Origin of the sequence: Pseudonocardia asaccharolytica DSM 44247 = NBRC 16224 (assembly GCF_000423625.1) — a bacterium.
GTDB lineage: Bacteria > Actinomycetota > Actinomycetes > Mycobacteriales > Pseudonocardiaceae > Pseudonocardia > Pseudonocardia asaccharolytica.
Window position 1 is genome coordinate 1 of sequence record NZ_AUII01000031.1, and the last position, 22293, is coordinate 22293.

The 22293-nt window shown below is 71.3% G+C and carries 20 protein-coding genes and 1 rRNA gene; 1 reads left to right on the forward strand and 20 read right to left on the reverse strand.

Translation table 11 applies throughout. From position 1 onward, the window contains the following. From G567_RS0121270 to G567_RS0121330, 13 genes are all read right to left on the reverse strand, one after another. Positions 1 to 184: ribosomal RNA gene (locus tag G567_RS0121270) — 16S ribosomal RNA — on the reverse strand; the annotation flags it as partial. A 404-nt stretch (positions 185 to 588) separates the two neighbouring features. Beyond that, the gene (gene tyrS / locus G567_RS0121275) at positions 589 to 1869 is read right to left on the reverse strand and encodes a tyrosine--tRNA ligase (protein ID WP_028931561.1); all 1281 of its coding nucleotides are present in this window, start codon (positions 1867 to 1869) and stop codon (positions 589 to 591) included. Between the two features lie 44 nt (positions 1870 to 1913). Then, entirely contained in the window at positions 1914 to 2516 is a 603-nt protein-coding gene (locus G567_RS0121280) for a DNA-3-methyladenine glycosylase (protein WP_028931562.1), read from the reverse strand. Beyond that, on the reverse strand, positions 2516 to 3922 hold the full coding sequence (gene argH, locus G567_RS36355) for an argininosuccinate lyase (protein ID WP_028931563.1): 1407 nt from the start codon (positions 3920 to 3922) through the stop codon (positions 2516 to 2518). The genes G567_RS0121280 and argH overlap by 1 nt, the downstream gene beginning before the upstream one ends. Then, the gene (locus G567_RS0121290; RefSeq protein ID WP_028931564.1) at positions 3919 to 5130 is read right to left on the reverse strand and encodes an argininosuccinate synthase; all 1212 of its coding nucleotides are present in this window, start codon (positions 5128 to 5130) and stop codon (positions 3919 to 3921) included. Before G567_RS0121290 ends, argH begins: the two co-directional genes overlap by 4 nt. 57 nt (positions 5131 to 5187) lie before the next feature. Next, positions 5188 to 5694: an arginine repressor gene (locus G567_RS0121295; RefSeq protein WP_028931565.1), complete on the reverse strand. Its 507-nt coding sequence runs from the start codon at positions 5692 to 5694 to the stop codon at positions 5188 to 5190. After that, positions 5691 to 6611: an ornithine carbamoyltransferase gene (gene argF / locus G567_RS0121300; RefSeq protein WP_028931566.1), complete on the reverse strand. Its 921-nt coding sequence runs from the start codon at positions 6609 to 6611 to the stop codon at positions 5691 to 5693. The genes G567_RS0121295 and argF overlap by 4 nt, the downstream gene beginning before the upstream one ends. Next, positions 6604 to 7749: an acetylornithine transaminase gene (locus tag G567_RS0121305; protein ID WP_028931567.1), complete on the reverse strand. Its 1146-nt coding sequence runs from the start codon at positions 7747 to 7749 to the stop codon at positions 6604 to 6606. The genes argF and G567_RS0121305 overlap by 8 nt, the downstream gene beginning before the upstream one ends. Positions 7750 to 7834: 85 nt before the next feature. Then, a complete protein-coding gene (locus G567_RS0121310; protein WP_211224000.1) occupies positions 7835 to 8989 on the reverse strand; it encodes an RNA-guided endonuclease InsQ/TnpB family protein in 1155 nt (384 codons plus the stop codon). 81 nt (positions 8990 to 9070) lie between these two features. Then, positions 9071 to 9943 carry an acetylglutamate kinase gene (gene argB / locus G567_RS0121315; protein WP_028931569.1) on the reverse strand — a complete coding sequence of 291 codons (873 nt, stop codon included), beginning with the start codon at positions 9941 to 9943 and terminating at the stop codon, positions 9071 to 9073. Positions 9944 to 9971: 28 nt separating this feature from the next. Beyond that, positions 9972 to 11135, reverse strand: coding sequence for a bifunctional glutamate N-acetyltransferase/amino-acid acetyltransferase ArgJ (argJ, locus tag G567_RS0121320; RefSeq protein WP_028931570.1), 1164 nt, complete (start codon positions 11133 to 11135; stop codon positions 9972 to 9974). Beyond that, on the reverse strand, positions 11132 to 12151 hold the full coding sequence (argC, locus tag G567_RS0121325; RefSeq protein WP_037057824.1) for an N-acetyl-gamma-glutamyl-phosphate reductase: 1020 nt from the start codon (positions 12149 to 12151) through the stop codon (positions 11132 to 11134). The genes argJ and argC overlap by 4 nt, the downstream gene beginning before the upstream one ends. An 80-nt stretch (positions 12152 to 12231) precedes the next feature. Next, the gene (locus tag G567_RS0121330; protein WP_307724159.1) at positions 12232 to 12702 is read right to left on the reverse strand and encodes a MerR family transcriptional regulator; all 471 of its coding nucleotides are present in this window, start codon (positions 12700 to 12702) and stop codon (positions 12232 to 12234) included. 151 nt (positions 12703 to 12853) lie between these two features. Between G567_RS0121330 and rfbC the strand changes: the two genes are divergently transcribed. After that, positions 12854 to 13429: a dTDP-4-dehydrorhamnose 3,5-epimerase gene (gene rfbC, locus G567_RS30395; protein WP_037057825.1), complete on the forward strand. Its 576-nt coding sequence runs from the start codon at positions 12854 to 12856 to the stop codon at positions 13427 to 13429. A gap of 62 nt (positions 13430 to 13491) precedes the next feature. Here rfbC and G567_RS0121340 read toward each other — a convergent pair whose 3' ends face one another. From G567_RS0121340 to G567_RS0121375, 7 genes are read right to left on the reverse strand one after another with little or no spacing between them, the layout of a single operon-like run. After that, positions 13492 to 14727 (reverse strand): CaiB/BaiF CoA transferase family protein, encoded by a 1236-nt coding sequence (locus tag G567_RS0121340; protein ID WP_037057826.1) that lies wholly within the window; start codon positions 14725 to 14727, stop codon positions 13492 to 13494. Then, positions 14724 to 15608, reverse strand: a complete 885-nt coding sequence (locus G567_RS0121345) for an alpha/beta fold hydrolase (protein WP_037057827.1) — start codon at positions 15606 to 15608, stop codon at positions 14724 to 14726. The genes G567_RS0121340 and G567_RS0121345 overlap by 4 nt, the downstream gene beginning before the upstream one ends. Next, positions 15605 to 17701: an aspartate/glutamate racemase family protein gene (locus tag G567_RS35685; protein ID WP_211224001.1), complete on the reverse strand. Its 2097-nt coding sequence runs from the start codon at positions 17699 to 17701 to the stop codon at positions 15605 to 15607. Before G567_RS35685 ends, G567_RS0121345 begins: the two co-directional genes overlap by 4 nt. Then, positions 17701 to 18975, reverse strand: coding sequence for an amidase (locus G567_RS30405; protein WP_051233381.1), 1275 nt, complete (start codon positions 18973 to 18975; stop codon positions 17701 to 17703). Before G567_RS30405 ends, G567_RS35685 begins: the two co-directional genes overlap by 1 nt. 5 nt (positions 18976 to 18980) lie before the next feature. Then, positions 18981 to 19853, reverse strand: coding sequence for a VOC family protein (locus G567_RS0121365; RefSeq protein WP_028931576.1), 873 nt, complete (start codon positions 19851 to 19853; stop codon positions 18981 to 18983). Positions 19854 to 19885: 32 nt separating this feature from the next. Then, positions 19886 to 20947, reverse strand: a complete 1062-nt coding sequence (locus G567_RS0121370; protein ID WP_211224002.1) for an FAD-binding oxidoreductase — start codon at positions 20945 to 20947, stop codon at positions 19886 to 19888. A 9-nt stretch (positions 20948 to 20956) separates the two neighbouring features. After that, a complete protein-coding gene (locus G567_RS0121375) occupies positions 20957 to 22144 on the reverse strand; it encodes a Rieske 2Fe-2S domain-containing protein (protein ID WP_028931578.1) in 1188 nt (395 codons plus the stop codon). Positions 22145 to 22293: the final 149 nt, after the last annotated feature.

Consider the following 22293-nt stretch of genomic DNA (forward strand, 5'->3'; position numbering starts at 1 on the left):
CAGGCGGTCCTATCCGGTATTAGACCCGGTTTCCCAGGCTTATCCCGAAGCTGAGGGCAGGTCACCCACGTGTTACTCACCCGTTCGCCGCTCGTGTACCCCCGAAGAGGCCTTACCGCCCGACTTGCATGTGTTAAGCACGCCGCCAGCGTTCGTCCTGAGCCAGGATCAAACTCTCCAACAAAAACCTGGCACAACACCACAAACCAACTGGCACAAACAAACCAATCCACCAAACAAAGCTCGACACACTGTTGAGTTCTCAAAAGACACCCGCACACCCACCACCACACGGCACCCAGGAGGCAGTATCACGCTACTCCAGACTGGATCTGGAGTAACTTTATCATGTTACGTGGTCCGGGGCGCGGAGTCAACCCCCGCTCGGCCCACTTCCGACAAGGCTACACCCTTGGGTGAAAGCCCTACCGGAGGGATCGCCATCATCTGGGCTGACTCTGGGCCGGAGATCCGTCCCGGTCTGTCGTGCTGCCCGCCGTGGCGACATCAACAACATACACCAGACGTCGCGAGACTGGCCAATCCGGGGGGCCGGTTCCGGTGTTCTCACAGCTCAGTGGGCTTGTGTCAGTCCCGCGCGACCCGAACGCCGGCCATGTTCCGCTTACCTCGCCGCACCACGAGCCACCGCCCGTGCAGCAGGTCCGCCTCGCCCGGCAGCCATGCCTCGTCGGCCACCTTCGCGTTGTTCACGTAGGCACCGCCCTCCTTCACCGTGCGCCGAGCGGCCCCCCGGCTGTCGGTAAGACCGGTCTCCACCAGGAGATCGACGATCGTCGGCCGCTCGCCGATGCGGACGGTGGCCGTCGGGACCTCGGCCATCGCCGCATCGAGCGTGGCGGCGTCGAGCTCGGCCAGTTCGCCGCGGCCGAACAGGGCCTGGCTTGCCGCGACCACCTGCCGGGTCTGGTGCTCGCCGTGCACCAGGGTCGTGAGCTCCTCGGCCAGCCGTCGCTGCCCGGCGCGCAGCTGCGGCCGGTCGGCGACGTCCTTCTCGAGCTCGACGATCTCCTCGGGCGGCAGAAAGGTGAACAGCCGCAGGTAGCGCCCCACATCGGCGTCGGTGACGTTGACGAAGTACTGGAACCAGGCGTACGGCGAGGTCAGCTCCGGATCGAGCCAGATGTTGCCGCCGCCGGTGGACTTGCCGAACTTGCGACCCTCGGAGTCGGTGACCAGCGGCGTGGTGAGCGCATGCACGCTCGCCCCCTCCACCCTGCGGACGAGCTCCACCCCGCCGACGATGTTGCCCCACTGGTCGGAGCCGCCGATCTGCAGCCGGCACCCATGCTCGCGGTACAGCCGCAGGTAGTCCTGGGACTGCAACAGCAGGTAACTGAACTCCGTGTAGGACATCCCGTCTGCCGCCAGTCGGCGCTTCACCGTGTCCCTCGCGAGCATCACGTTGACCGAGAAATACTTGCCGACCTCGCGCAGGAACTCCAGGACGGTCTGGCCGCCGGTCCAGTCCAGGTTGTTGACGATGAGCGCGCCGGTCGACGAGCCGTCGAACTCGACGAACCGCTCCAGCTGGCCGCGGATCCGGCCCGCCCATTCCGCGACGACATCGGTCGTCTGCAGGGTCCGCTCGCCGGTGTCGCGCGGGTCACCGATCATCCCGGTGGCGCCGCCCGCCAGCATGATCGGCCGCGCGCCCGCCTGCTGAAACCGGCGCAGGGTGAGCAGCGGCACGAGATTGCCGGCGTGCAGGCTGGGGGCCGTCGGGTCGAACCCGCAGTAGAGCGTCAGCGGTTCGTCCGCGGAGAGGTCCTTGCGCAGCGCGTCGAGATCGGTGCTCTGCGCGATCAGGCCGCGCCACTCCAGCTCGTCGAGGATGTGCGTGCTCACGACCTCGATCCTCCCCCAACCGCGACGGCCGTCCGCCGCGGCCCTCAGCCGCTCCGGATGCGGCCCGGACGGTACGGGCTGACCGCGGGCGAGCCGTCCAGCCAGAACCGCCACGGCGTCTCGTGGGCTGCCGCGACGCCGACCCGCGGGCCGCGGCGCACCAGCCCTGGGTCCACCGGCGGGCCCGCGAGCACCCGCACCGGCGACGTCGGATCGGTCACATCGACGCCGTTGTGCTCACGGTGCAGCCCCAGTAGCGAGGCCAGCCTGGCCGGCCCGCGGGCCAGGTCGGCGTCGCGGCGCGCGGTCGGGCGGCGGGCCCGCGCGACCGCGCGATCGGAGACCACCTCGCCGGCCCGCAGCAGCACCGCGGCCGCCTCCCCCTCGGCGAGGCAGGAGACGTTGACGCAGAAGTGCATGCCGTAGATGAAGTAGACGTAGAGGTGCCCGGCCGGGCCGAACATCACGGCATTGCGGGCGGTGCGCCCGCGGAAGCTGTGCGACGCCGGGTCGTCGGCGCCGCGGTAGGCCTCCACCTCCACCAGCCGCACGGCGACGAGCCCCTCGGGGGTATCGCCCTCGACGGTGCAGCCGAGCAGGCGTTCCGCGGCCGCCACGACGTCGTCGGACAGCTCCGCGCGATCGATCAGCTCAGCCAGGACCGGGCCTCCGTGATCGCCGCGCGCAGGCCGTCGAGCTGCTCGGCGACCCGCTCCCCCGCCGTCCCGCCGCGCGCGTTGCGCGAGGCGATCGAGCCGGCGACGCTCAGCACGCCGCGGACCGCCGGGGTCACCGCGGGATGCACCGCCGCGAGCTCGTCGTCGGTCAGCTCGGCGAGCCCGACGCCCCGCGCCTCGGCCGCGCGGACGCAGCCGCCCGCCGCCTCGTGCGCCACCCGGAACGGAATGCCCTGGCGGACAAGCCATTCGGCGACGTCGGTCGCCAGAGTGAACCCGGCCGGGGCCAGCTCGGCGAGCCGATCGGTGTGGAAGACGAGCGTCGCGACCATGCCGGCCACCGCGGGCAGCAGCAGTTCGAGCTGCTCGGCGGAGTCGAACAGCGGCTCCTTGTCCTCCTGCAGGTCCCGGTTGTAGGCCAGCGGCTGCGCCTTGAGCGTGGCCAGCAGCCCGGTCAGGTTGCCGATCAACCGCCCGGCCTTGCCGCGGGCCAGCTCCGCGACGTCCGGGTTCTTCTTCTGCGGCATGATCGAGCTGCCGGTGGAGAAGGCGTCGTCCAGGGTGACGTAGGAGAACTCCGCGGTCGCCCAGATGATCACCTCCTCGGCGAGCCGGGACAGGTCCACCGCGACCATGGCCAGCACGAACGCGGCCTCGGCGGCGAAATCGCGGGCCGCCGTACCGTCGATCGAGTTCGCCGCCGACGCGTCGAAGCCCAGCTCGTCCGCGACCGCCTCCGGGTCCAGTCCCAGCGACGACCCGGCGAGCGCGCCCGACCCGTACGGCGACACCGCCGCCCGGACATCCCAGTCCCGCAGCCGGTCGACGTCGCGCAGCAGGGCCTGGGCGTGCGCCGCCAGGTGGTGGGCCAGCAGGACGGGCTGGGCGTGCTGCAGGTGGGTCCGTCCCGGCATCGGGGCGTCCGGATGCGCGCTGGCCTGCGCGACCAGGGCGTCGGCGACGTCGAGCACGCCGGCGCCGATCCGCCGGGCCGCGTCCCGCAGCCACATCCGGAACAGGGTGGCCACCTGGTCGTTGCGCGACCGCCCGGCCCGCAGCTTCCCGCCCAGCTCGGCCCCGGCCCGCTCGATCAGGCCGCGTTCCAGCGCGGTGTGGACGTCCTCGTCGTCCGGCGCGGGGCCGAACGCGCCGGCGGCGACGTCCGAGTCCAGCTCGGCGAGCGCATCGAGCATCCCGGTGAGCTCGGTGTCGGTGAGCAGCCCGGCGCGGTGCAGCACCCGGGCGTGCGCCCGGGAACCGCGGATGTCGTAGGGGGCCAGCCGCCAGTCGAAGTGCGTGGACTTCGACAGTGCCGCCAGCGCATCGGCCGGCCCCGAGGCGAACCGGCCACCCCACAGCCCCCCGGACGAGGTCACTGCCCGGCGCTCCGCAGCTGCTGCTCCCGACGCGCGGCGATCTTGCTCGGCAGGCCCCAGAGCTGCACGAAGCCCTTGGCCAGCGACTGGTCGAACGCGTCGCCCTCGTCGTAGGTCGCGAGGTTGAAGTCGTAGAGCGACGCCGCGGAGCGACGCCCGGTCGGCACCGCGCGGCCGCCGTGCAGCGTCATCCGGACCTCACCGGAGACATGCTCCTGCGTCTTGGCGACGAAGGCGTCGAGGGCGTCCTTGAGCGGGGAGAACCACAGCCCGTCGTAAACGAGCTCGCTCCAGCGCTGCTCGACGGTCCGCTTGAAGCGGGCCAGGTCGCGTTCGACGGTGACGTTCTCCAGCTCCTGGTGCGCGGTGATCAGCGCGATGGCGCCGGGCGCCTCGTAGACCTCGCGGCTCTTGATGCCGACGAGCCGGTCCTCGACCATGTCCAGCCGCCCGACACCCTGTGCGCCCGCCCTGCGGTTGAGCTCCTCGACCGCCTGCAGGACGCTGACCGGCCGGCCGTCGATGGCGACCGGGACACCCTTCTCGAAGGTGATGATCACCTCGTCGGCCGCACGCGGCTGCGCCGGGTCGGCGGTGTAGGCGTAGACGTCCTCGATCGGCCCGTTCCAGATGTCCTCGAGGAAGCCGGTCTCCACGGCGCGGCCCCAGACGTTCTGGTCGATCGAGTACGGAGACTTCTTGGTGACGTCGATCGGGAGGTGGCGGTCCTCGGCCCAGGCGATGGCCTTCTCCCGGGTCCAGGCGAAGTCACGCACCGGGGCGATGACCTTCAGGTCGGGGGCGAGGGCGCCGATCCCGACCTCGAACCGCACCTGGTCGTTGCCCTTCCCGGTGCAGCCGTGCGCGACCGTCGAGGCGCCGTGGTACTTCGCCGCCTCGACCAGGTGCTTGACGATCAGCGGCCGGGACAGGGCGGACACCAGCGGGTAGCGGTCCATGTAGAGCGCGTTGGCCTGCAGCGCCGGGAGGCAGTACTGCTCGGCGTACTCGTCGCGGGCGTCGGCGACGACCGCCTCGACCGCCCCGCACGCCAGCGCGCGCTTGCGGATCTCCTCGAGGTCCTCGCCGCCCTGGCCGACGTCCACGGCCACGGCCACCACCTCGACGCCGGTCTCCTCGGCGATCCATCCGATGCCCACCGAGGTGTCCAACCCACCCGAGTAGGCCAGTACGACCCGGTCCGTCATGTGTCCTCCTTCGTCGGACCCGTGAGTGGCGAGTACCGCTCCGGCGTTACTCGGCGCTCACAGGCGGCGCAGCCGCTCCGCGAGCGCCGCCCCGTCGAGCGGCTCGCGGGCGACCACGAAGATCGTGTCGTCGCCGGCGATGGTGCCGACGACGTCGTGCAGCGCGGCCCGGTCCAGCGCACTGGCCAGATAGTGCGCCGCACCGGGCGGGGTTCGGAGCACGGCAAGGTTCCCACTCGCGTCCGCGGACACGAGCAGCTCCCCCAGCAACCGCGACAGCCGGGCCGTGCCGCCCTCCATGCCGCGGACCGGGCTGCCGTCCTCCGGGATGACATAGACCGGGGCGCCGCCGTCGGCTCCGCGCAGCTTGACCGCCCCCAGCTCGTCGAGGTCGCGCGAGAGCGTGGCCTGGGTGGTCTCGATCCCTTCGGCCTCGAGCAGGGCCAGCAGCTCGCCCTGGCTGCGCACCGCCCGGCGGGTGATGATCTCGACGATCCGGGCCTGCCGAGCCACCCGGCTCGCCGCCCCGTTGCGGGCCGTACCGTCGGATCGGGAGCCCGTCATCGGTCCAGGAGCCAGGCCAGCAGCGCCTTCTGGGCGTGCAGCCGGTTCTCCGCCTCGTCCCATACCGCGCTGGCCGGCCCGTCGATCACCTCGTCGGTGATCTCGTCGCCCCGGTGCGCGGGAAGGCAGTGCAGCACGATCGCGTCGCTGCCTGCCATGGCCAGCAGCTCGGCGTTGAGCTGGAGCGGCCGGAACGGCGCCACCCGGTCGAGACCGTCACTCTCCTGCCCCATCGAGATCCAGGTGTCGGTGACCAGCACGTCGGCGCCGTCGACGGCGGCGTGCGGGTCGGCGATCAGTTCGACGCCGCCACCGGTGTCCGCGGCGCGCTTGGTGGCGGTGGCGAGCACGTCAGGGTCTGGGGTGAAGCCCTCCGGCGCGGCCACCCGCACCTGCAGCCCGGCCGTCGCACCGCCGAGCAGCAGCGAATGCGCCATGTTGTTCGCGCCGTCGCCGAGGTAGGTCAGGGTGAGCCCGGCCAGCCGCCCGAACCGCTCCCGGATGGTCTGCAGATCGGCGAGCACCTGACAGGGATGGAACTCGTCGGTGAGCGCGTTGATCACCGGAACGGAGGCCGCCGCGGCCATCTCTGCGATCCGGTCCTGCGCGCCGGTCCGCCACACCACGGCGTCGACGAACCGGGACAGCACGCGCGCGGTGTCGCCGATCGTCTCGCCGCGCCCGAGCTGGCTCGCCGACCCGTCGATGATCAACGGGTTGCCGCCGAGCTCGGTGATGCCGACCTCGAACGAGACCCGGGTCCTCGTCGAGGCCTTGTCGAAGATCACCGCGACGGACTTCGGGCCGGCCAGCGGGCGGTGGGCGAACCGGTCGGCCTTCATCGCGTCGGCGAGATCGAGGACCTCGCGCTGCTCGTCGGGGGTGAGGTCGTCGTCGCGGAGCAGGTGCCTAACCATCGACGGACACCTCGTCGAGGATGCCCGGAAGCCCGGTCGCGAACTCCTCGGCCTGCGCGGAGGTGAGCACCAACGGGGGCGCGAGCCGCACCCGGTCCGGGACGGCGTTGTTGACCAGGAACCCTCGGTCGCGGGCGACGGCGGCGACCGCGGCCGACACCGGCTTGGTCAGCCCGACCCCGATGTGCAGCCCGATCCCGCTGATCCCCGAGATGAGCGGGTGGCCCAGCGCCTCGACCGCGGTGACGATCTCCTTGCCGACCTGTGTGACGTGGGCCAGCAGCCCGTCGTCGGCGATCGTGCGCAGCACCGCGAGCGCGGCCGCGCAGGCCACCGGATTGCCGCCGAACGTCGTGCCGTGCTGGCCCGGTTCGAGCAGCGAGGCCGCCGCGCCGATCCCGATGCAGGCGCCGATGGGCAGCCCGCCGCCCAGTCCCTTGGCCAGCGTCACGACGTCCGGGACGATCCCGGACGCCTGGTGGGCGAACCATGCGCCGGTCCGCCCGATGCCGGTCTGGATCTCGTCGAGGACCAGCAGCGCGCCGCGCGCCGCCGTGATCTGTCTGGCCGCCCGCAGGTAGCCCTCCGGCGGCACGATCACGCCGGCCTCGCCGAGGATCGGCTCGAGGAACACCGCCGCGGTCTGCTCGGTGACCGCCGCGTCGAGCGCGTCGACGTCGCCGAACGGCACGTGTGTCACGCCCGGGACGAGCGGTTCGAACGGGGTCCGCTTGCCCGGCTGGCCGGTGAGCGCCAGCGCGCCCATCGTGCGGCCGTGGAAGGCGTTCTCGCACGCGACCACGTGCGGCCGTCCCGTCCGGCGGGCGATCTTGAACGCAGCCTCGTTGGCCTCGGCGCCGGAGTTGCAGAACAGCACCCGCGCGTCCGGGGCCGCCAGCAGTTCGAGCAGCTTCTCGGCCAGTGCCAGCGGCGGCTCGGTGATGTAGAGGTTCGAGGTGTGGCCCAGCGTGGAGATCTGGCCGGTGACGGCCTCGACGACCGCCGGGTGCGCGTGGCCGAGCGCGTTGACCGCGATCCCGCCGAGCAGGTCGAGGTAGCGGCGGCCGTCGGCGTCCCAGACCTCGGCCCCGCGGCCGCGCACCAGCGTGAGCGGCGGGGTGCCGTAGTTGTTCATCATCGCGGCCTGCCACCGCGTCGGGTATTTGACGCTCTCCCGCCTGACGGCGGGAGATTCCTGCTTCACCAACGGATGCCTCCTCGCTTCAGGAGCGAGGCGGTCTCACTCCGTCTCCACAGGCAGACACGGCCAGCCCGGCCGCCAGAATGACCTTCGCCGCGTTCACGTCCCGGTCGTGCACCACCCCGCACCCGGAGCAGGACCACGACCGGACAGCAAGCGGCAGCGCGTCGGCGATCCGGCCGCACCCCGAGCAGGTCTTGCTGCTCGGGTACCGGCGGTCGATCGCGATCACGGTGCGGCCGTACCAGGCCGCCTTGTACTCCAGCATCCGGCGCAGTTCCGCCCAGGCCGCGTCGGAGATCGCACGCGCGAGAGAGTGGTTGCGCACCAGGTTGCGGACGGCCAGGTCCTCGAGGACCACCGTTTGGTTCTCGCGGAGGATCCTCGTGGACAGCTTGTGCAGATGGTCCCGCCTGCGGTCGCGGATACGACCGTGGATCTTTGCCACCCGGGCGCGGGCCTTGGCCCGGTTCGCCGAGCCCCTCGCCTTCCGGGACAGCCTGCGTTGCGCGCGGGCCAGCTTCGCCCGGTCCCGGCGCTCGTGCAGCGGGTTGAGGACCTTCTCCCCGGTGGACAGGGTGACCAGGCTGGTGATCCCGGCATCGACCCCCACGATCGCGTCGCTCGGCGGACCATCTGACACGATCTCCTCGACCAGGATCGACACATGGAACTGCCCGCGGGCGTTCCGTGAGACGGTGACCTGCGAGGGCACCGCACCCTCGGGCAGCGGACGAGACCACACGATCCGCAGCGGGGCGTCCTGCTTGGCCAGGGTGAGCCGGCCGTCCCGATAGGAGAAGCAGTTGCGGAAGTAGGTGGCCGACTCGGTCGTCCTGCCCTTCTTCTTGAACGTCGGGTACTTGGCCCGTTTGGCCCAGAAGCTGACGTAGGCGGCCTGCAGGTGCCGCAGCGCAGCCTGCAAGGGCCCCTTGGACGGCTCGGCCAGCCATACCGTGGCCGGGTCGCGCTTCCAGCCGGTGAGCCACCTGTCGGTCTCGGCGTGGGTGACCCGCCGGTGTTCCTGGATCCGGGCCCGGGACCGTTCGGCCAGGGCGCGGTTGTCGACGTAGCGGACGCAGCCGAAGGTGCGGGCGAGCTGCTGTGCCTGCTCGTCGGTGGGGTAGAAGCGGTAGCGGTACGCCCGCCACACCATCTTCGAACCTATGTTCGACATGGTAGCAGGTGATCCTGTTCCGCAGGTGTTGATGCGCTCTCACCGGCCCGAAGGCCGGAGCCTGCGCGCTACGTCTCACGGTCACGGGATCACCATCGTTCCGACTCCCTCGGACGTGAACACCTCGAGCAGCACCGAGTGCGGCATCCGCCCGTCGATCACATGTGCCTGGCCGACCCCGGCGCGCACCGCCCGCAGGCAGGCCTCCATCTTCGGTGCCATCCCGCTCTCCAGCTCCGGCAGCATGAGCTCCAGCTGGTCGGCGGTCAGCTCGCTGATCACCGAATCGGGGTCGGGGTAGTTCGCGTGCAAGCCCTCGACGTCGGTGAGCACCACGAGCTTCGCGGCGTCGAGGGCGCCCGCCAGTGCGGCGGCGGCGCTGTCGGCGTTGATGTTGTAGACGGTGCCGTCGAGGTCGGGGGCGACCCCGGCGACGACCGGGATGCGCCCGGCGCGCACGATGTCGAGCACCGCGTCCGGGTTGACGGTGACGACGTCGCCGACCAGGCCGATGTCGACCTGCTCGCCGCCGACCAGCGCGGTGCGCTTCTCCGCGGTGAACAGGTGCGCGTCCTCGCCGGAGAGCCCGACCGCGTACGGCCCGTGCTGGTTGATCAACCCGACCAGCTCGCGGCCGACCTGCCCGACCAGCACCATCCGGATCACGTCGATGGTCTCGGGCGTGGTGACCCGCAGCCCGCCGCGGAACTCCCCGGGCAGCCCGAGCCGATCGAGCATCGCGGTGATCTGCGGGCCGCCGCCGTGCACCACGACGGGGTGGATGCCGGCCAGCCGCAGGAACACCATGTCCTGCGCGAACGCCTGTTTGAGCCCTTCGTCGATCATGGCGTTGCCGCCGTACTTGACGACGACGACCTTCGAGTGGAAGCGCTGCAGCCAGGGCAGCGCCTCGGCGAGCACGCCCGCCTTCTCGCTCGCCCGCTTGAGCCGCACCGGACCGGCGTTCTCCCGGGGGGCGCTCTCACGAGGGGTAGGCACTGTTCTCCTCCACGTAGGCGAGCGAGAGGTCGGTCGTGCGGATCTCCGCGGCCCCGTCGCTGAGGCCGAGGCCGATCGCGATCAGGACGTCCGGGCCGGACAGATCGGCGTCGGTCCGGCCGCCCGCCGCGACGCCGCCGCGGCACAGCGGCACTCCGTTGATCGCGATGTCCAGCCGGTCGGGCTCGACGGTGGCGTCGGAGTAGCCGACGGCGGCCGCGATCCGGCCCCAGTTGGCGTCGGCGCCGAAGATCGCCGTCTTGACCAGGCTGTCGCGGGCGACGGTCCGGGCGACGGTCACCGCCTCGTCCTCGCTCACCGCGCCGCTGACCCGCACGACGATCCGTTTGGTGACGCCCTCGGCGTCGGCCTGCATCTGCCCCGCGAGATCGGTGCAGACCTCCCGGAGCGCGGCGGTGAACACCTCGGGCTGGGGCGTCACGCCCGACGCGCCGGAGGACAGCAGCAGCACGGTGTCGTTGGTGGACATCGAGCCGTCGATGTCCAGCCGGTCGAAGCTGACCCGCACAGCCGCCCGCAGGGCGGGTTCGAGCAGAACCGGGTCGAGCACGGCGTCGGTGGTGAGCACCGCGAGCATCGTCGCCATCGACGGCGCGATCATGCCGGCGCCCTTGGTGAGCCCGCCGATGCACCAGCCCGCCGCATCGGTGTGCGCGGCCTGTTTGGCGACGGTGTCGGTGGTCATGATCGCGGTGGCGGCGGCGAGCCCGGCCTGCGGGCTCGCGTCCAGCGCCGCGACGGCCTTCTCCACCCCGGCCAGGACGATCTCGCGCGGCAGCTGCGCCCCGATCAGTCCGGTGGAGCACACCGCGACCTCGATCGCCCCGCAGCCCAGCAGCTGCGCCGCCTTCTCAGCGGTGGCGTGCGCGGTCTGGAAGCCCTCGGGGCCGGTACAGGCGTTGGCGCCACCGGAGTTGAGCACGACGGCGCGCAACCGGCCGGTGGTCAACACCTGCTGCGACCACAGCACCGGCGCGGCCTTGACCTTGTTGCGGGTGAACACCCCGGCCGCGCCGTACTCCGGTCCGTCGTTGACGACGAGCGCGAGATCGGGATTGCCGTTGGCCTTGATCCCCGCGGCGAGGCCGGCCGCCCGGAAACCCTTCGGGGTCACGACGGTCGTCACGGCGCCACCCCGGTGAACGGCAGGCCGGCGGTCTCGGGCAGCCCCAGCGCGAGGTTCATGCACTGCACGGCACCGCCCGAAGTGCCCTTGGTGAGATTGTCGATCGCGGCGATCGCGATCAGCCGCCGGGCGTCCGGATCGACCGTGACCTGCAGGTGCGCGGTGTTCGAACCGAGCGTAGCCGCGGTGGTGGGCCAGCTGCCCTCCGGCAGCAGCTGCACGAACGGCTCGTCGGCGTAGGCCTTGGCGTAGGCCTCGCGCAGCGCGGCGGCGTCACCGGACAGCGGCGCCGAGCAGGAGGCGAGGATCCCCCGCGGCAGCGGCGCCAGCACCGGCGTGAAACTCACGTTCACCGGTGTCCCGCAGGCCTTCGACAGGTTCTGCACGATCTCGGGGGTGTGCCGGTGGACGCCGCCGACCCCATAGGCCGACAGCGATCCCATGACCTCGGCACCCAGCAGATGCGGCTTGAGCGACTTGCCGGCGCCGGAGGTTCCGGTGACCGCCGTGATCACCACCTCCGGGCCGGCCAGGCCCGCGGCCAGCGCCGGGAACAGCGCCAGGCTCGCCGCCGTCGGATAGCAGCCGGGGACGGCGACCCGCTTGGCTCCGCGTAGCGCGTCGCGGGCGCCGGGCAGCTCGGGCAGCCCGTAGGGCCAGTGGCCCGCGTGCCCGCCGCCGTACCAGCGCTCCCACGCCGCCGCGTCGGACAGCCGGTGGTCGGCGCCGCAGTCGATGACGAGGGTCTGCTCGCCGAGCCCGGCGGCGAGCTCCGCGGACTTGCCGTGCGGCAGCGCCAGGAAGACCACGTCGTGCCCGGCGAGCACCTCCGGGGTGGTGTTCTGCAGCACCCGGTCGGCCAACGGGAGCAGATGGGGCTGGTGTTCACCCAGCCTCGTCCCCGCGTTCCCCCCGGCGGTCACCGCACCGATCTCGACGTCGGGGTGCGCCAGGAGCAGCCGTAGCAGCTCTCCACCGGCGTACCCGCTCGCTCCTGCCACCGCTGCCGTCAACACGTGAATGATTATGCACTGTCACGAAATCCAATGCAACAATCCTCGGCATCCACCGCAGCGGTGGGCGTCCAGTGGCCCGCTCACCTGTTCTGCCCGGACGTGCGCCGTCTGCTGTTCGCCGCGAGTGACTTGAGTTCCCGGGACAGGGTCTCCAATCCGTGAACCTGGGCGCGCAGCGCGTCGATGCGGCCGTCGGCCGCGGCCCGGAACATCGCCAACCGGCCCAGCAGCGCCGCGGTCCGCTCCTCGTCATCGCCCGGGTCGCCGCGCACCGCGTCCACGGTGGCCAGCAGTTCACGCATCTGCTCGAGCGTGAAGTCGAGGGGCTTGAGCGTCTTGATCAGGGCCAGCCGCTCCACATCGGCCTCGGTGTACAGGCGAAACCCGCCTGCCGAGCGCTCCGAGGGCACGACCAATCCGACCTCGTGGTAGTGCCGGATCGTCCGCAGCGACAACCCGACCCGGTTGGCGACCTCACCGATCTGCATCAACGTCAACAACCATCCCCACGCCCTGTCGACGATCGCCGCCGTGGATCGCGTCTCGATCACCGGAGTCTATTCGGTGCGTCCTTCACGGAAGCCTCGTCCTGACACCCCCGCCGTTTCGCGGTCCGTCCTATCGCCGGCAACTCTACTCTATCGTCAATGTAGAGTTCTCTCGGTAAGATATCGCCTCGCACGACGCGCTGGGAGGACCAGCATGCATGTTCGCCAGACCCGGCTTTCCGGAGTCCTGCTCTTCGAACCCACACCCCACACCGACGAGCGTGGCTGGTTCAGCCGCACGTTCGACGCGGCGTCGGTCGCCGACGCCGGGATCGACCCCACCGGCTTCGTGCAGGATTCGCAGTCGCGCAGCCTGCTCGGCGTGATCCGTGGCCTCCACGGACGCCGCGGCACCGGCGAGGCCAAGCTCGTCCGGTGCGCGCACGGCGCCATCCACGACGTGGTGGTCGACGCCCGCCCGGACTCACCGACCTTCGGGCGTTGGGAGGCCTTCACACTCGACGACACGAACCTGGCTTCGCTCTACATCCCACGCGGCTGCCTCCACGGCTTCCAGGCGCTGACCAGCATCGCCGACACCTGCTATCGCATCGACGCGCACCACGACCCGACCCAGGACGTCGCGGTGCGCTTCGACGACCCCGAGCTCGGCATCCGGTGGCCGCTGGAGGTGACCCTCGTCAGCGACAAGGACCGCCGGGCGGCAAGCTGGTCCGCGCTGCGCGCACAACTTCGCGATGCCTCCGCGACAGTGTCGGGCCCGGTGTAGTCGACCGGCCGGACGCGGCTGCGATCAAGGCCTCCGAATGCGGTGACCGGTCGGCCAAACTCTTACGTTGAGGTAAAGTCAGCGGGAACCGCACACCGGCGATCCGCGGTCGGATCGCTGAGCCATTCCAGCACCCGCCCGGTGTGCTCGCCCAGTGTGGGCGGCGGCAGGTGCTCGCGGCGCAGGACGTTGCGTTCGTGCAGGTCCTCCATGCGCACGGCGGGCCCGGGCAGGGTGATCGGCCCCGCCGTGCGGTGGGTGAGCTCCAGCAGCAGCCCCTGGCTGCGGGTCTGCGCCCACGCGTACACCTCGTCGAGGGTGCGGACCCGGCCGCTGGGAACGCCCAGCTCGGTGAGCCGCTCCAGACAGGCGTCGCGGGTCAGGTCCGACCAGGCCCGCTCCACCGCGTCGACGAGCAGGTCGTGGTTGGCGAGCCGGTCGGCGTTGCCGGCGAATCGCTCGTCGTCGGGGTCGAGCCCGACAGCCGAGGCGAACACCCGCCACTGCCCCTCGTTGCCGACGGCGACCTGGACGTAGCCGTCGGCGCACTGGAAGGCCCCGTAGGGCGCGATCGTCGGATGGTGGTTGCCGCTGCCGGACGGCACCTCGCCCGCCACCGTGGCGCGGGTGCCCTGGAAAGCGTGGGCCCCGACGATCCCCGACAGCAGCGACGTCCGCACCATCCGGCCCTCGCCGGTGCGTTCCCGCTCGGCGAGGGCGGCGACGACGCCGAAGGCCCCGTAGATGCCGGCGAGCAGGTCACCGATCGGCACCCCGACCCGCATCGGCCGGTCGGGCGGGCCGGTGAGGCTCATCAGCCCCGCCTCGCCCTGGGCGATCTGGTCGTAGCCGGGCCTGGCGCGCTCCGGGCCGTCGTGCCCGAACCCGCTGATGGACAGCACGACGAGGCCGGGGTTGAGCACGCGCAGCTCCTCGGTCCCGAAGCCGAGGCGGTCGAGCACCCCGGGGCGGAAGTTCTCGATGAGCACATCGGCGCGGGCGACGAGGGCGTCGAGGGTGTCACGGTCCTGCGCGGACTTCAGATCCAGGACGACCGATTCCTTGTTGCGGTTGCAGGCGAGGAAGTACGTCGAGTCCCGCTCCCCGACGAACGGCGGACCCCAGGTGCGGGACTCGTCGCCGGTGCCGGGCTGCTCCAGCTTCACCACCCGGGCGCCGAGGTCGCCGAGCATCATCGCCGCGTGCGGGCCCGCCAGCGCGCGGGATAGGTCGACGACGAGGTAGCCGGCCAGCGGCCCCGCCACGGTGGCGGAATGGCCGTTGCGCTCCCCGGTCATGCCGGGTTCCGCAGGTCATCGAGGACGTCCTCGAGGAAGAAGTCCTCGACGAGGCGGTGGAAGCGCGCGGCGTGCTCGATCTGCGTCCAGTGCCCGCATTTGCCGAAGACGTGCAGTTGCGCGTCGGGGATCGTGCGGAACATGTGCAGCGAGGCGTCCATCGGGACGACGCGATCCTCCCGGCCGTGCAGGATCAGCGTGTGGTGCGGCATCCGGGCCAGCACGTCGTCGGGCACCACCTGGGCATCCAGCCAGCGCTGCCGCGGCGGCGGGAAGATCTTCTCGAAGACCTCCTGAGCGCCGGGGCGGATCGTCGCCTGGTAGCGCAGCGCGGCCAGTTCGTCGGTCACCAGCGACCGGTCGTAGGCCATGATGTCCATGACCCGCTTCATGTTCGCCACCGACGGGGTGTAACCCCACAGCTCCTCCAGCTCCGGCGAGACGGGCATCTGCACGCCACCCGCGCCCATCAGCACGATCCGGCCGACCCGGTCGGGATGCCTGGTGGCCAGATGCAGCGAGAGGCCGCCACCGAACGAGTTGCCCACCAGGTTCACCCGCTCCAGGCCCACGGCGTCGAGCAGCGCCAGCACCTGGTCGATCCAGGTGTCGAAGATGCGGAACTCCAGCCCGTCGGGCACCTCGGTATAGCCGAAGCCGACCAGGTCGGGGACCAGGACGCGGAACCGCTCGGCGAGCACCGGCAGCAGGCCGCGCCAGTTGGCCCAGCCCGACACCCCCGCCCCGGAGCCGTGGAGGAGCAGTACCGGCGCACCGGAACCGACATCGTGGACGTTGGTGCGGTAGCCACCGGTCTGGACGAACTGCCCGATCTCGGCGTTGCCGGCGGTGGACGGGCTGGTCACGGTCGTATCGGTCATCGGGTCGCGATTTCCTCGATCGGGTCGAAAACGGTGGGGACGGCGGAGAGCAGGTCGTCCTGCGGGCGTTCGGGTGCGGGGTAGGCGCGTTTGCTGTGGCTGAGCCCGGTCCGCACCAGCAGCTCGCACAGCGTGTTGGCGACAACCCCCGGGTTGATGACCGGAACGTCGAGCCGCTCGGCGAGATGGGCGTGGCTCTGGTGCATCGTCGTGGAGCCCAGGACGATCACGTCGGCGCCGTCCTCGTCGATCGCGGCGCGAGCCGCGCGCTCGAGCGCGGCGAAGACGACCTCCTCCTTGCCGGCGAGCAGCTCCGCGGTGTCGGGGCGGACCCCGATATCGTGGATCGAGGCCAGCCGATGCGCCAGGCCGTGTTCGGTGACGGTCTTGGTGTAGAGGGCGTGCCACTGCGGCCACATGGTGACGACCGAGAATCGGCTGCCCAGTTGGCAGGCCAGCAGCATGGCGGCCTGACCGGCCCCGACGACAGGGATGCTCAGCCGCGAGCGCAGCGCGGCGAGCGCGGAGTCGCTGACCGAGTTGATGCAGACGGCGTCGTAGCCCTCGTCCTCGGCGCGGCATCCCGCGTCGAGGACGAATGCGTCGGCGAGGGTCTGCTCGTACGGGCTGTCGATGGTGGTGGCGCCCGCGCGGGCCGCGAGGAACCGGGTCTGCACGCCCGGAGTCAGCACGCCGCCGTCGAGCTGGGCCTCGAACGCGGCGAGCGCTGCGGGCGGCATCGGCACCGGGACGATGTTGAGGATGCGCATCACAGACCGAGCTCCGATCGGGGACGGGTGAGGGTGTCGATGGCGGCGTAGAGGACGGCCCGCACGGCGAGCATCACGTCGGGGATCGACGCCACGCCCATGCCGCCGAGGCCCTCGCGAAGCTCCGCGGGGGCGTTCTCGGGCGGCCACGGGTAGCCGATGCGCGCGGTCGGGACGCCGAGCCTGGCGCAGCACCGTTCCGTCGGTCTGCCCGCCGAGCAGCTGGCCGGGGACGTAGGGACGGCCCGCGACCTGCTCCCAGCCGCGCCGGCAGGACTGGACGATCCAGTGCCGGGGGTCGGTGGCGCCGCCCGGCATGGAGCCGTACATCTCCCAGTCCAGCTCGATCTCGGGGTGCCGGGCCCGGATCGCCGCGATCAGCCGGGCGAACTGGTGGCGCACCTCCCCCGGCGTCGTGCGCGGGTTGATGCGGCAGTCCAGGTAGATCTCGGTGGCGGCGGAGGGGAAGGCGGGGGTGCCGGGGTCGCCGGCCCGCACCGCGGAGATCCAGCCGTCCGGCCGGACCCAGCCGCTGGTGTTGGCCTCGGCGTAGCGCGGCAGCCAGGCCTCGATCGCCTGGATGACGGTGGCCGCCGGCACGATCGAGGAGCGGAAGCCCGGGGTGCCGGCATAGCCGTAGGTGCCGCGCACCGTCACCGTGAACCAGGCCATTCCCGGCTCCTCCGGGAACACCTCGAACCACGGCTTCATGATCACCGCCATGTCCGGGTAGAGCCCCCGGTTCAGCAGGTGGTGGACGCCGGTCCCGCAGCCGTAGTGGTCGCGGTGCGGGGTGATCACCGGCATTCCGCCGCCGGCGAAGCCGAGCGCGAGATCGCCACGCAGCGGAACGCCGGCCTCCACGGTCGCGTGGGCCACCTCGACCAGCCCGGCGATCATGCACTTCGGGTTCGACGCGCCGAGCCCAATGACGAGGTCGCCGTCGATGTGAGCCTCGGCGACCATATCGGGACGCAGCTCGCGCCCGACCCAGCGCCGGTCCCGGTCGGGCTCGATATGGGTGTCCAGCGGGGCGTACAGCAGCAGGTTCGCCCCGTCCCCGTCGCCGCGGTGGACGCCGTGGGCGTTGCCGGTGAGCCCGGAGACCGGCTGGTAGGCCGCGGCCAGCCCGACCCGCTCGCACAGGTGGTCGGCGAGGAACTCGGCGGCGGCGCGCTCGCCGCCGGTGGGGCTGGGGATGTTCACCAGCCGCACGAGCAGCTCGCGCATCCGGTCGGGGTCGAGCCTGGCGGCGGCGTCATACCACTTCTGCTGCTCGGCGCTCAGCGGCGCCGCGATGGTCGGGTCTGCCGGGGGGCGCATCAGCTCACCTCCTTCGTCAGCGGGATGACCGTCGCGGTACAGCCGAGCAGGCCGGCCACCGCGACGCCGTGATCGACCAGCGCCCGGTCGCTGTCGGGTGGTCCGACCAGTTGCAGGCCGAGCGGCAGGCCGTGGTCGCCCAGCCCGACCGGCAGCGCCACCTCGGGCGTGCCAGCCGCGCTGAACAGCCGGGTGAAGACGGGATCGCCGGTCGAGTCGAGCCCCTCGGGCGCCTCACCCGGCGCCGCGGGTGCCAGCAGCACATCGACCTCGTCGAACCACCGCCGGACCTGATCGGTCGCCCGGCTCAGGACCCGACGGCACCACTGGGTCCGGACGGTGCCCGCCGCCGCGCCCTCGGCGAGCATGGTCCGCAGCCGCTCGCTGATCATGTCCCCGGCCAGTTCGGCGTGCGGCCGCAGCGCCGTCGCGGCCTCGATGGCCATGAGCAGTCGATGCGCCTCCTCGGTGTCGGCCAGCCACGACGGGGCGTCCAGGTCGACGACGCGGGCGACGTGCGCGCCCAGCTCGCCGGCAGCCGTCTCGACGAGTTGGCGTATCGACGGCGTGGCCCGCTCCCACCAGGGGCCGCGCAGCACCCCGACCCGCAGCGCGGACAGCGGGGGCAGCCCCCGCTGCGGCTCGTCCGGACCGGCCAGGACCTCGTCGGTCACTCGCAGCAGGGCGGGGTCACGGCTCAGCGCGCCGACGGTGTCGAAGGTCAGGGCCACCGGCAGGACCCCGTGCACGCTCCAGCGGGCGTAGGTCGGCTTGAGCGCGAACACCCCGCAGAACGACGCGGGCCGGATCGCCGAGCCCGCGGTCTGGGTGCCCAGCGCAAGGTCGACCTGCCCGTCGGCGACGGCGGCCGCCGACCCGCTGGAGGACCCGCCCGGGGTGTGCCCGGTGTTGCGCGGGTTGCACGTCACCCCGGGCTCGTAGGTCGCCAGCTCGGTGGTGACCGTCTTGCCGAGCAGCACCGCGCCCGCCGTCCGCAACGCGGCGACGACGTGGGCTTCCTCGGTGGGCCGGCGGTCGGCGAAGGCGGCCGACCCGTAGGTGGTGGGCAGGCCGGCGGTGTCGATGATGTCCTTCACCCCGAGCGTCACCCCGTGCAGCGGTGCCGCGGGGCCGGCGACCGCGTCGAGCCGCGCCGCCTGCGCCCGCGCACCGTCGAGATCGAGATGCGCCCAGGCCCGTACGTCGTCGTCGCGGGCGGCGATGCGCCGGGCGCAGCGCTCGACGGCGCGGGTGGCCGGACCGGGTGCCGTCATGCCGCTCATCCGACCAGCTGGTGACCCCACCGCGAGGGTGAGGTGTACGAACGGACCTGCCACTTCTCCTCGTCGACGAGCAGCCCGCCGGCCCCGATCTCCAGGCCGAAACCACCGGGCAGCGTGACGTAGAAGCTGGTCACCTCGTCGTTGGTGTGTCGGCCGTAATCCATGATGAACGGCAGCCCCTCGGCCTTGGCGATCTCGTAGGCGCGTCCCACGTCGTCGATGTCGCGGACCTCGAGCATGAGGTGGTTGAAGTCGCCGCCGGTGAAGTCGAAGCACTCGTTCATCAGTGCCAGGCTGTGATGGCGCGGATTGCAGTGCAGGAAGGTGGCGTCCGCGCCGGCCCACACGATGTAGTCGGACAGGGAGAACCCGAGCGTGTGGACGTAGAAGTCCACCGCGTCCGGATAGTCCTTGCACATGTACACCACGTGGCCGAGGCCGAGCTCGCCGGTGACGAAGCCGCCGATCGGACCGGTGAGCCGCACCGGCCGGTGGTCGATGGTGGGGCCGTAGACGATCTCGGTCGGGAACCCTTCGGGGTCGTGGAACCGGATCGCCGCGACGACGTGCCGCTGCTCGGCGTCCGGTTGCGGAACCTCCTCGACGGCGATCCCGCGATCGAGAAGGCGGGCCCGCAGGCGCCCGAGCTCCTCGGGGGTGTCGACCTCCCAGGCGATCGCGTGGATGCCGTCGGTGGGTGCGGGGTGCAGGGCGATGCGGTGGTGGTGCTCGTCGAGCCTGAGGTACAGCGGGTCGGCGGCATCGTTGCGCGGCAACGGCTCCAGGCCGAACAGGTCGACGAGGACGTGGGCGACGGCGGCGACATCGACGCAGTCGAACGCGACGGATCCGAGACGGGAGATTCCCATTGTGGTCAACTCCAGGGACTGGGTGGGCCAGCTCAGCTGGCCAGAAACTGTTCGGAGTGGATGCGTGCCGCGGGCACCTCGAGCTCGGTGAGCCGGGCGCGGGCCGCGTCGACCATTCCGGGCGGGCCGCACAGGTAGCCGACGGTCGCCGCCGAGACGTCCTCGGGACGAAGCGCGGCAACTGGATCGGAGTGCAGGACACCGGGTTCGGCGCACTCCTCGTCGCAGGTGACGCGCACCGTGAGGGTGGGCATGAACGAGGCGCGGGCGGCCAGCTCGTCGAGGTGGAACAGGTCCTCGCCGCGGCGGCAGCCGAACACCAGCAGGATCGGCGGGGCCGGCCGGTGCAGCTGCAGCGTCTCCAGCATCGAGAGCATCGGGGCCAGCCCGGTGCCACCGGCCACGAGGACGTGCGGCTCGCTCCGCGGCTGCAGGACGAACCCGCCGAACGGCGCCTCGATCTCCACCCCGTCGCCGGGCCGGGCCCGGGTCAGGTAGGTCGACATCGCCCCGCCCGGCAGCAGCCGCACGAGGAAGGACAGCTTCCGGCGGGAGCGTTCGCCCGAGGCCATCGAGTAGGACCGCCATTCCTCGGTGCCGGGCACCCGCAGACGGGCGTACTGGCCAGGAGTGAAAGCGAGATCCTGTCCCTTGGGCAGCCGCAGATCGAGCTGGACGGCGGTGGCGCCGAGCCGGTGCACCGCCATCACCTTGGCCGTCGTGCGGACGGGGGTCCGCCCCTCGATCACGCTCACCGGGTAGTCGAGCGCGACCTCGCTGTCGGCGGTGGCCGACGACTGGCAGAGCAGCCGTTGTCCCTCGGCCAGCTCCTCGCGACGCAGCGGGTAGGTGCGGGCGACGGGCATCTCCAGTCCGCCGGAGACGACTCGTCCCACGCACGAACAGCAGGTGCCGACCTGGCACTGGCTGACCAGGTCGACACCGGCCGCACGAGCCGCGTCCAGGACCGTCGAGTCGTCGGGAACGAGGATCTCGCGGGTCGCTCCGTCGGCGAACCGGAGCTGGATCCGCCGGACCGCGGCCGGCTCGGCGGCCACGGTCTGCGACGACGGCTCGGGCATCACTGTGGTCACCGGAGCTCGTCAGTCCTCGTCGTGGTACGGCGAGGAGAAGTAGCCGCGCAGGTGGCGGGAGGCCTGCTTACGCCATGAGACGACCGAGAAGTCCATATCACAGAGGACCTCGTTGGTCCAGCCGTCGAAGCGTGTGTAGTGCTCCTCGGTGGCCTCCCGGGCGAATACGTCGCGGTTGTTGAAGTCCAACAGGCCGAGCGGGAGCAGGAAGTTGTCGAACTTGAACTCGAACTCTTTGCGCTCCTCCTCGGTCTCCGCGCGGTAGGCGATGACCTCCCAGTACTCGTGGTGATGGTCGTCGATCGGCACGTAGAACTCGTACTGCACGAAGTTCGAGATCGGCCAGTGCTCGACCATCAGCACGCCCGGGACCCACAGCGAGACCCGGAAATAGTGCGGGACGGTGCCCCGCGCGGTCATGTTGACCTTCGGGTTCTCCAGCACCGGACGGTAGAGCTCGGGCTTGTCGTAGCGGTTCATGACGCCCTTGGGCCCGTCCGGGATGTCGATCATCTCGGTGGCGTCCTCGCTGAGCGCCTGCAGCCCGAGCGGCAGCGCCCGGTCGAGGGCGACGACGAGCTGGTTGTCCCAGTGCACCAGCAGATGACCCGGGTCGAGGCCGTTCTCCGCGGCGAGCCGCCAGTTGCCGACGAGCCTGCGGTGGATCCCCTTGACGACGGTGTGCTCACCCAGCAGGTGCGCGACCGGGTTCGCGTCGTCGGTGACCTTCATCGGCAGGTCGGTGGACAGATCCGGCACCGGTGAGAAGTCCTCGTCCCCGACGAAGACGTAGATCATCCCGTTGCGTTCCTGAACGGGATAGGTGCGGATGCGCACATTCCCGATGAGCGCGTCGTCGGGGTTGCCCACGATCGTCGTCAGATTTCCGTCCGACAGGTCGTAGGTGAAACCGTGGTACCAGCAGGTGATGGTGCCGTCGGCCAGGCACATCGGCTTTCCGGAGAGCTTCACACCCCGGTGCACGCACCGGTCGGAAACCGCATATGTCTTTCCCTGCGACCGGCGCAGCGCGAGGTCGTGGCCGCCGATGGTCACACCCTTGACGCCGTCCTCCGCCAGCTCTTCGGAGAACAACGCCGGGTACCAGTGATTCGCGTAGCCCCAGTTCGCCTGGACATAGGGGGCGTACTGCCGGACAACCGCGAACGAGTTGCCGACAGCATTCTGCGTGGTCATCCATGACCCCGTCAGGTGGGATCTGCACAGTTCGGGTCTGCGTGCACCGCATCGCGGACGATCGGCGGGCGCTGCGGGCGAGGACCCGCCTGGCCGGTCTGGAGCTCCTGCCCGCCGATGCCTGGACGGTACGCCGTCTCACACTGAAG

Excerpts from the sequence above, each read along its gene's own strand:
- argF (WP_028931566.1), bottom strand. The coding sequence starts at position 6,611 with ATGGTTAGGCACCTGCTCCGCGACGACGACCTCACCCCCGACGAGCAG.
- G567_RS0121310 (WP_211224000.1), bottom strand. The coding sequence starts at position 8,989 with ATGTCGAACATAGGTTCGAAGATGGTGTGGCGGGCGTACCGCTACCGC.
- G567_RS0121305 (WP_028931567.1), bottom strand. The coding sequence starts at position 7,749 with ATGATGAACAACTACGGCACCCCGCCGCTCACGCTGGTGCGCGGCCGC.
- G567_RS0121290 (WP_028931564.1), bottom strand. The coding sequence starts at position 5,130 with ATGACGGACCGGGTCGTACTGGCCTACTCGGGTGGGTTGGACACCTCG.
- rfbC (WP_037057825.1), top strand. The coding sequence starts at position 12,854 with ATGCATGTTCGCCAGACCCGGCTTTCCGGAGTCCTGCTCTTCGAACCC.
- G567_RS0121295 (WP_028931565.1), bottom strand. The coding sequence starts at position 5,694 with ATGACGGGCTCCCGATCCGACGGTACGGCCCGCAACGGGGCGGCGAGC.
- G567_RS0121340 (WP_037057826.1), bottom strand. The coding sequence starts at position 14,727 with ATGACCGGGGAGCGCAACGGCCATTCCGCCACCGTGGCGGGGCCGCTG.
- G567_RS0121375 (WP_028931578.1), bottom strand. The coding sequence starts at position 22,144 with ATGACCACGCAGAATGCTGTCGGCAACTCGTTCGCGGTTGTCCGGCAG.
- G567_RS30405 (WP_051233381.1), bottom strand. The coding sequence starts at position 18,975 with ATGACGGCACCCGGTCCGGCCACCCGCGCCGTCGAGCGCTGCGCCCGG.
- G567_RS35685 (WP_211224001.1), bottom strand. The coding sequence starts at position 17,701 with ATGCGCCCCCCGGCAGACCCGACCATCGCGGCGCCGCTGAGCGCCGAG.
- G567_RS0121365 (WP_028931576.1), bottom strand. The coding sequence starts at position 19,853 with ATGGGAATCTCCCGTCTCGGATCCGTCGCGTTCGACTGCGTCGATGTC.
- G567_RS0121345 (WP_037057827.1), bottom strand. The coding sequence starts at position 15,608 with ATGACCGATACGACCGTGACCAGCCCGTCCACCGCCGGCAACGCCGAG.